Origin of the sequence: Nocardia sp. NPDC050799 (assembly GCF_040654015.1) — a bacterium.
Lineage (GTDB): Bacteria > Actinomycetota > Actinomycetes > Mycobacteriales > Mycobacteriaceae > Nocardia.
The window spans coordinates 90009-98724 of sequence record NZ_JBFAHF010000017.1 but is presented as its reverse complement, the minus strand read 5'-3'; the positions used below and the strand labels follow the sequence as shown (position 1 = coordinate 98724).

Sequence of the window (8716 nt, the reverse complement as noted above, 5' to 3'; positions counted from 1 at the left end):
AGGAGGCGGTTATGGCTACCGACGCGTACGTGGAACAGACTTCGCTGGCCGAGATCATTCGGCACGGCAGTCCGGAGTTCCATCAGCAGCTGCAGAAGATCCTGAGCAACCCGGACTACGACGTCACGGAGCAGCAGAGCCAGGAGCAGCGGCGTCTCAACGCCTACGACCAGTTGGGCGACCTCGTCAGGCAGATCGGCACCCGCGCCGTCGCCACCGACCTACCCAAACTGTTCGCCGTGTTCGACCAGTGCGCGGTATTGGCGACGGACCTGATCCCACTCATCTCCGGCCACTACAACCTGGCCTCGGGCAGCCTGGCCACCCTCACCGACTCCGACTCCGCCACGCCCTACCTCCTCGACCTCGACGACGCGTCCAGCGTCGGAGTCATGCTGCTCACCGAATACGAGTGCGGCTCCAACATCCAGTTCATGCGGACCACCGCCACCTGGGACGGCGACGGGTTCGTGCTCAACACCCCCGACCCCAGAGCACGCAAATTCATGCCCAGCGTCGGGATCGAAGTGGCCCGGGTCTGCGTCATCGGCGCACGGTTCATCGACGCCGCCGGCGTCGACCAGGGCGTCCACCTGTTCACCGCACGCCTGCGCGGCGCCGACGGCACACCCGCCCCCGGAGTGGCCATCACCCAGCTCGACCACCAGCCACTGGTGATCATGGACAACTCCGTCATCAGCTTCGACAACCTCCGGGTCGAACGCGACGCCTGGCTCAGCAACGACCTCGCCACCATCGACGACAACGGCGTACTCACCTGGCGCGACGAGGCCAGCCGCAAACGCGCATTCGCCTCGGCGATCAGCCAGCTCACCGTCGGACGCCTGGCACTGTCCTCCTGCCTGAACGCCGAAGCCCGCGCATCGCTCTACATCGCCCTGAACTACGCGAGCAGGCGAGTGGTTCCGATGACACCGACCGACAAGCCGTACATGCTCGACATCCCCCACGTCCGTGACACACTGCTCACCGACCTCGCCGGCACCGTCGCCCGCACCCTCTACGGCAACTCCGTGAAAACCATGCTCGCGGGCAGCGACCTCACCGCCCGTGACACCGTCGTTTCGGTCATGCTGGCCAAGGACTTCATCCAACGGCACGCACTGCAGACGGTCACCGACTGCCGCGTGAAAATGGCCGCCCAGGGCATGTTCAGCGCCAACCGGGTCGCCAGCTACCTCGGCGTCTGTCACGCCGCCATGACCGGCGAAGGCGACGTCTCCGTCATGGGCTCGGTCGCCGGTCGTGTACTGGCCAAACAATTCACCGGCACCCAGCCGCCCGAACCCGTCCTCCACGACCCCGCCGACCCGGCAGACCGTGCACGCCTGTTCCACGCCCGGACACTCACCATCGCCCAGGAAGCGCAACCGCACCTGAACAACCCGGCACTCGAAGCTCGGCTGGAGATCATCCCGGACGCCTTGGAACTCGCGGAAGCCTACTGCGTCGAACAGGCCCTGCGAGTGCTCGACGAACACGCCGACCACCCCGAGATCGCCGCCGTTCGTGACGTCTTCGCCCTCGACCAGATCGACAAGCACGCATCGTGGTACCTCACCCACGGGCTACTCGACGTAGCCGCCGTGAAGGCGGTTAAACAGCAACTGCGCGGCGGACTACTCTACGAGGCCATCGACACCCTCGCCGACAACCTCCCCGCCCTGCTGGCCGCTTTCGAATTCGACGACGAGATGCTCGGCGCTCCGGTGCTGGCCGACGACCTGGCCGCCGCCTGGGACTCGCGCTGCCACGATCGAACCCGTCGCTGATCCTCCGGACCCACACGGGCAGGGCACCTCGGAGGGGTGCCCTGCCCGCGGCGTTCGTCACACCCTGCACGACTCCACCGATGTGGTGAATGCGACGGTGCCCGAAGCGCGGCCGGCGCGCTCATCCGGGCGAATATGGGCGATATCGACCGATACACCGACCGCGGAATATGGTCGGATTACGCGCAATAAGCCACAAATCCGTTGGCGGAGAACAACATAACCACCTGACAGCCCTCACCCGGCTCTCGCCTCGGTTAGTATTCCACCGCAAACCGATATCAAGGAGATTACGTGTATCCGCAGTACACCCGCCAGGGTGCTGTCACCGGCTCACCGCTCGCGGACGGTACTCGAACCCCGATCTACAGCATCGAGAACGGCCCCCGGGTCCCGATCTACAGCGAAGAGTTCGCCGCCGATCCCCACCGGGCCTACCGTCAGATGCGCGAAGCCTATGGCGCGCTGGTTCCGGTCGAGATGTGGCCCGGAGTACCCGCCACCCTGGTCATCAACTACGACACCGCCAAGGGCATACTCAGCGACGGCGACCGCTTTCCCGCCGATCCGAGCATCTGGCAGCGCGAGATTCCCGACAACTGCCCGATCAAGCCGATGGTCGAATACCGGCCCAACGCAATCCGCACCAGCGGTGAACAGCACCGCCGGCTCCGCAGAAACGTGGTCGAAGCACTGGAGCAGGGAATCGACCTGAACACGGTGCGCCCCATGGTGGAACGATCCGCCTTCCCGCTCATCAACACCTTCTGCGAGACCGGCCGCGCCGACGTGCTGAACCAGTACGCCCTTCCGCTGGTCTTCTCGGTCCTGTGCCAGGTCCTCGGCTGTCCCGAAGACATCGGCCAGCGAGTCGCCGCGGCCAGCGCCCAAATGTTCGACAGCGTCGACACCGAGCAGGTCAATATGGCCTTCGGGCAAGCCCTCCTCGAACTGACACTCCTCAAGCGCGCGCACCCGGGCGACGACGTCACCACCAAGATGATCCAGGACCCGGCCGGGCTGTCCGATGAGGAAGTGGTGAACCAGCTGGTCCTGCTGTTCGCCGCCGGAGTCGAACCGCCCGTCAACCTGATCGCCAACACCCTGGTGCTGATGCTCACCGACGAGCGGTATACCAGCTACGGCGGCGACAGTCATTTGACGACGAAGACCGCACTGGAGGAGCGGCTGGCCACCGACCCCCCGATGGCGAACTACTGCATCACCTACCCCCGCCAACCCATCTACGTCGAAGGCCAGTTCCTGCCGGCCAACCAGCCGGTGATCATCAGCATGGCCGCCTGCAATACCGACCCGCAGAAGAACACCGGCGAATTCATCGACAACGGATGGAACCTGGCGTGGAGCACCGGACCGCACGCCTGCCCCGCGCATGCCCGGCCGTTCTCGCTTCTCCTGGCGCAGGAAATCATCGACCAGCTGCTGGACGCCCTTCCGGAATTGCAGCTGGAAGTACCCCTGGAACGCCTCGTGTGGCGTCCCGGCCCCTTCCACCGCGCATTGACAGCGTTGCCGGTCGTATTTCCCCCTTCCCCTCCGCTGAGCGCCTGAAATCACCGCCCACATCGAAATATCGGAAAAGGCGCGCCGCGGAATGGTGAATCGCATCGATAGCTGAAGGCCGAGGCGCGGGCGGTGCTGCGACCGGGAACCTCGGAAGTCACCCGGAAACACTGCGCCCGCCCGCCACCCCGGCCGGCTCGATACCTCCCGGAACCCAGTACGCCTATTTCAGGAACACCGGCAGGCGATCGTGCCCGTTGGCGATGAAACCGGGCACCGTGCCGAGTTCCTCGGGGGAGACGGCGAGTTTCATCTTCGGGAACCTTCGGAACAGCGTCGGAAGGGCCACCTGGGCCTCCAGCCGTGCCAAAGGCGCGCCCGGACACCGGTGCGCACCGTACCCGAACGCCATATGCTCCTTGTTCGGCCGGGTCGGGTCGAACTCGTCCGCACTGTCGCCATAGACGGCGGGATCCCGGTTGGCGCCGGCGGGGCAGGAAAGTATCGGATCACCTTCGGCGATCGTGACCCCGCCGAGGACGAGATCCTGCACCGCGTACCGCAGCGGGGCATGCGCGATGGACGGCTCGAACCGCAGCACCTCCTCGATCACCTCCGCCCAGCCCAGACGCCCGTCGAGCACGGCGGCCAACTGGTCCGGATTGTTGAGCAGTAGGTATATCGACTGGTCGATGGCCAGAGGGGTCCAGATCTGAGAAATCCGGCGCTTAGCGATGCCCAGCCGGGTTGTCCTGGATGAATTCGGTTTCGAACCAGCTGGTTTCGACGGTTTCGGCTGACAGGGCAGGCCGTGTGCTGGTTGCATAACGGGCTGTGCGTGATGAGGGTACGGCTGAGTACGGCCGGTTCGGTGTGTTGGCGCGTGCGGAGCTGGATCGGTTCTTCTACCTCGATGACGAGGACCGCAAGCTGATCGCGGCCCGGCGCCGCGACTACAACCGGCTCGGGTTCGGTCTTCAACTAGTAACGGTGCGCTACCTGGGCATGTTCCTGGCCGATCCGCTGGACGTGCCGGATGAGTTGGTCGAGTATCTGGCCGAGCAGTTGGAGATCGCCGATCCGGGGTGTGTGAAGCAGTACACCGAGCGGGAGAAGACCAAGCTCGAACACGCGTGGGAGATCCAGCGGGAGTATGGGCTGGTGTCCTATGCCGAGGTGGAGGCCGAGTTACTGGCCTGGATCGTCGATCAGGCGTGGATGACCGGCGACGGGCCGCAGGTGTTGCAGGCAGGTGCGGTGCGGTGGTTGCGGGAGAAGAACGCGCTGCTACCGGGCATCACCACGTTGGAGCGGCTGGTCACCGACGGCAAACACGTAGCCGATCAACGCCTGTGGACGCACCTGGCCGAGCAGCTGAGCCCTGGTGAACCGGGCAGGCTATTGGGGCTGCTCGACACTCGCGAGGACGGCCGCAAGAAGATAGTCGAACTGGAGCGGCTACGCAAGGGTGCGTTCATGTCCTCGTCGAAGGGGCTGGTCAAGGCGCTGGCCCGAGTGCGGGACCTGGGTGCGATCATTCCGGTGTCGGTGGATGTGTCTCAGGTGCCGCCGCGTCGGTTGATCGCGTTGGCCGCGCATGGCATCACGGGCAAGACCTCGCATTTGGCGGCGGATGCGGGCCGAGCAGCGCGAACGGCTGTTAGCGTTGCTGGTCGCGACGGTGTCCACGTTGCGGGGCAAGGCGATCGATGACGCGTTGGAGTTGTTAGACCTGCTGATGGTCACCAACCTGATGGCCAAGGCCGATCGCCAATCCAAGGACGAGAAGCTTCGCCGGTATCCGCGGGTGAGCCGCAACGCGGGCAAGTTGGCGCGGGCGGTGCGGGTGAGTCTTCTCGTGGTCAAGGCGCCTGTCCACCGTCGAGCGGGGCACGTCGAACATGTCGGCGATCTGCTGGACCGTCGTCTCCCGCTCGTCGTAGAGCCGTTGGATGAGCGCGCGGCCTGGTCGCGGAACGAGCAGGGCGGCCGAAGGTGAGGACCACCCGAGCGGCCGTCAGGCGACGGTTCGGCGACGACCTGACCTGACCGGGCCGGGCCACAAATCCGCGCCGACGGCTGAAGGCGCTGGCCGGCGTATCCGTGTGCCTGGCCACCGCGACGCCGTCTGCGGGTCGCCCGCGCCCCCGGCAGTTACGTACACCATCAGTGTCAGACGCGCTCGTAGATCGCGCCGGACTCGTTCCTGCGCAGCATGCCCTCGTCCACGAGGGCGCGGCGCAGGGTCACCCAGTCGTCGAACCACTCGCCGCAGATCGCATTGACCTTGGCCTCGGGGTAGGGCACGCCGGGCTCGAACGAGTCCCTCACCACATCCAGCACCCGGCCACGCACTTCCTTGTTGCCCGGGATGGAGGTCAGTCGGCCACGCCGGAAGTAGGAGCCCGCTCCGTCCCCGCGGGCTCGCCCGGCGACCCTGACCTCCGACTGGATGGCTAGCCGGAAGGTGTCGTCGAGCAGGGTGTACGTGTGTTTCTCACGGTCGAAGGAAGCGATTCTGACGTCCGCCAGCTTCTGCAGGGCCACGGCGGCGGCCGGTGGGCGCAGCCCGGCGCGTTCGGCGACCTCGGCCACGGTCGTCGCACCGAGGGCGAGCGCCGCGTAGGCAGCGCGCCGGTCGTTCTGGGCGAGCGCGCCCACCAGGTCGCGGCAGGAAGGCTGATGGTCGTCTGCGGGGGGCATATTCAGCGTGTCCGTTCTGGTTGTCGTCGGGGCGCCGGCTGTCCTTTGAACCGCGCGCGTCTCTACGAATGTCAGACAGCCTTTCGGGCGCAAGTGGTGTGGAGGCGTTCCCATAGGCCGACCACATGCGCGTGCAGAACATCCTCAGCCTCCTCTTCGCTCAGGTGGCCTATGAGCACGTGGCTGGTGAGGCCGTCGGCGAGGGCGAGCAGGGTGCGAGCCTCGCGCTGCGGGTCGGGCGGCGCAGCGCCTTCGTCGGCCGGGACGCTCTCGGCGGCCTCCGTGATGAGGCGGGCGAGGAGGCCTTGGAGGGCCGCGTAGCTGGTTCTCAGCGGGCCGGCGAGCGGCTCACTGACGGCCGCCTGGGCGACGAACGCGAGCCAGATCCGTGCTTCGGCGCGGTGTTCTTTGCGAAGCAGGGCGATCTCGGTGGCCACGTGGCCCAGCGCGGTGGCGGCCGTCTGGGCCGGGGTTCGGGCCAGGCAGTCCCGCATGCGTTCGGTGATGCGCTCGCCGACATGGTCGACGGCGAACAGGAGCATCTCTTCCTTGCTGCGGAAGCAGCGCTGAACTGCACCCAGGGAGACCTGCGCGCGGGCGGCGACGTCGCGCATGGTCACTCCTTCCGGTCCGTGTTCGTCGGCGAGGAGGCAGACGGCTTCGGCAATCTGGCGGCGTCGGCTTTCGTAGTCCACCTGCTTGGGCATGCTCGGTCGTCTCCTTATTTCGATACGATCGTATCGCATCCGGGGTATGGTTCCGATACAAGCACGTCGACATGGATGGGGAGCGCAAGGATCATGCAGGACGCCCTGTGGAAGCTGCCGGCCGCCGCCCAGGCGCAGGCGGTTCGAGGCGGAGAGGTATCGGCGGTCGAACTCGTCGACAGCCACCTGGAACGCATCAATGAGGTCAACCCGCAGGTCAACGCGGTCACGCAACTGTTGGCCGAGCGCGCCCGTGAGGCCGCCGCACAAATGGACCGGCGGCGGGCCTCGGGCGAAGAGCTCGGGCCTCTGGCAGGCGTGCCGTTCACGGTGAAGGAGTCCACCGCTGTCGAAGGCGTGCCGACCACATTCGGAACGGCGCGCTTCCGGGACCTGGTGGCGCCTGCAGACGCGCTGCCGGTGGCTCGGCTGCGTGCGGCCGGAGCCATACCGATCGGGCACAGCAATATGCCCACCCTGATCCTGGCGGGGATGCACTCTCGCAGCGAGCTGTTCGGCGACACCGTCAACCCCTGGGACCCGAGCCGGACCCCAGGGGGCAGCAGCGGTGGCGACGGGGTGGCCGTGGCCACCGGCATGGCCGCGCTCGGACTCGGCAACGACTCCGGTGGATCAGTACGGATCCCGGCCTCGTTCTGCGGCGTGGCTGGGCTGAAGCCGACCACCGGGCGGTTCCCCGCCGACCACCGCGTCCTCGGCCCGGACGACCCTGGACCGGCCTCACAGATACTGGTCACAGACGGGCCACTGGCCCGCAGGGTCACCGACCTGCGACTGGCATACGAGGCGCTGGCCGGGACCGACCCGCGGGACCCGCGGGCCGTACCGGTGCCCGTCCACGGCGCGCCGCTGCCGGGGCGGACGAAGGTCGCAGTCGTTGCCGACCCCGGCGGCCACGGCGTCCACCCCACGGTCCGCGAGGCAGTTGCAGCCGCGGCCGACGCGCTGCGAGACGCCGGGTATGACGTGCAGGAGGTGGCGGACGTTCCGCGGCTGGACGAGGCACTCGAGGCGTACGGCCGGATCACCGTGACCGAGTTCGCCGAGACCTGGCCAGTGGTGCGGACACTGCTTGGCAAGGGCGGAGACCGCTACATCGAGATGGCGATGGAGAAGACTCCGCCCGCGACAGCCTCGGAGTTCATGAAGCTGATGGGGGCCTGGCTGGGCATCCGCCGTTCCTGGGCGGAGTTCCTCGACGAGTATCCGCTGCTGCTCGGGCCGGTGTTCACCGAGCCGCCTGTCGAGCCGGGGCTGGAGTCACGCGACAGAGCGGGACAGGAACGAGTCGGCGCGGGCATGCGCCTGTGTACGGTGACCAGCTTCGTGGGCGTGCCCGGGGTCGCCGTACCGACCGGAGTGACCGACGGGCTGCCGTCCGGCGTGCAGATCATCGGGCGCGCGTTCCGGGAGGACCTGTGCCTGGCCGCTGCCCAGGAGGTCGAAGACCGCCTCGGCGTGCTCACACCGATCAACCCACGCTCCGAAATCCCGACTGCCGCACGGTAGGCGGTGCTACCGCACCGAGCAGCAAGGAGAGGCAAGCATCCGGTGGCAGGCCCAGACCGATCAATCAAAGCCGCCGTCGCGCGGCGGGGTCGGTCTGGGCCTGCCACCAGGTCATCGGCGATCGCCCGGATACGGGGCTCCAGCGCCGCGGTACGTCTGTTGGTGAAGGCCGGCGCCACGAAATTGCGGAGGCGGCGATGTTCGGATTCGTACGCGGTGAACATCGAGCGCGTGTTCACCCAGTTGAGGAGAGGGAAGTCGTTACCGATCTCCCCGTTCCGGAACGCCGGCCAGTGCCGGTGCGGGTCCTTGGAAACCTCGGAGCCGGAGAGTACCGCCTTCAGTACAGCCGCGTCGGTCACCGACCACGCCGGGACCCCGCCCGGGAGCACGACTCTGGTGACCGGACCCCGCGCGCGGATCCGGGCGATCTCACCCTGGATATCGGAACCCTCGGGA

General features: G+C 67.1%; 8 protein-coding genes. 4 read left to right on the top strand and 4 right to left on the bottom strand.

Annotated features, from left to right (window positions below; all coding sequences use genetic code 11):
- The first annotated feature begins 11 nt into the window (after positions 1-11).
- Both AB0H42_RS19225 and AB0H42_RS19220 read left to right on the top strand, forming a co-directional pair.
- A complete protein-coding gene (locus tag AB0H42_RS19225) occupies positions 12-1793 on the top strand; it encodes a hypothetical protein (RefSeq protein WP_357057480.1) in 1782 nt (593 codons plus the stop codon).
- A gap of 294 nt (positions 1794-2087) precedes the next feature.
- The gene (locus tag AB0H42_RS19220; RefSeq protein WP_357057478.1) at positions 2088-3365 is read left to right on the top strand and encodes a cytochrome P450; all 1278 of its coding nucleotides are present in this window, start codon (positions 2088-2090) and stop codon (positions 3363-3365) included.
- 175 nt (positions 3366-3540) lie between these two features.
- Here the strand turns inward: AB0H42_RS19220 and AB0H42_RS19215 are convergent, their stop codons facing one another.
- Positions 3541-3960, bottom strand: coding sequence for a cytochrome P450 (locus AB0H42_RS19215; protein ID WP_357057476.1), 420 nt, complete (start codon positions 3958-3960; stop codon positions 3541-3543).
- A gap of 191 nt (positions 3961-4151) precedes the next feature.
- Here AB0H42_RS19215 and AB0H42_RS19210 point away from each other — a divergent pair, with 191 nt between their 5' ends.
- Positions 4152-5030, top strand: a complete 879-nt coding sequence (locus tag AB0H42_RS19210; protein ID WP_357057474.1) for a DUF4158 domain-containing protein — start codon at positions 4152-4154, stop codon at positions 5028-5030.
- 13 nt (positions 5031-5043) lie between these two features.
- Here AB0H42_RS19210 and AB0H42_RS19205 read toward each other — a convergent pair whose 3' ends face one another.
- The 3 genes from AB0H42_RS19205 to AB0H42_RS19195 form a co-directional block, all read right to left on the bottom strand.
- The gene (locus tag AB0H42_RS19205) at positions 5044-5271 is read right to left on the bottom strand and encodes a hypothetical protein (RefSeq protein ID WP_357057570.1); all 228 of its coding nucleotides are present in this window, start codon (positions 5269-5271) and stop codon (positions 5044-5046) included.
- 218 nt (positions 5272-5489) lie between these two features.
- Positions 5490-6020, bottom strand: coding sequence for a DUF2087 domain-containing protein (locus AB0H42_RS19200; protein WP_357057472.1), 531 nt, complete (start codon positions 6018-6020; stop codon positions 5490-5492).
- Positions 6021-6091: 71 nt separating this feature from the next.
- Positions 6092-6727 carry a TetR family transcriptional regulator C-terminal domain-containing protein gene (locus AB0H42_RS19195; RefSeq protein ID WP_357057470.1) on the bottom strand — a complete coding sequence of 212 codons (636 nt, stop codon included), beginning with the start codon at positions 6725-6727 and terminating at the stop codon, positions 6092-6094.
- A 93-nt stretch (positions 6728-6820) separates the two neighbouring features.
- Between AB0H42_RS19195 and AB0H42_RS19190 the strand changes: the two genes are divergently transcribed.
- Entirely contained in the window at positions 6821-8257 is a 1437-nt protein-coding gene (locus AB0H42_RS19190) for an amidase (protein WP_357057468.1), read from the top strand.
- Positions 8258-8716: the final 459 nt, after the last annotated feature.

Coding starts and splice junctions, on each gene's coding strand:
- AB0H42_RS19225 (WP_357057480.1), top strand. CDS start 12: ATGGCTACCGACGCGTACGTGGAACAGACTTCGCTGGCCGAGATCATT.
- AB0H42_RS19200 (WP_357057472.1), bottom strand. CDS start 6,020: ATGCCCCCCGCAGACGACCATCAGCCTTCCTGCCGCGACCTGGTGGGC.
- AB0H42_RS19195 (WP_357057470.1), bottom strand. CDS start 6,727: ATGCCCAAGCAGGTGGACTACGAAAGCCGACGCCGCCAGATTGCCGAA.
- AB0H42_RS19190 (WP_357057468.1), top strand. CDS start 6,821: ATGCAGGACGCCCTGTGGAAGCTGCCGGCCGCCGCCCAGGCGCAGGCG.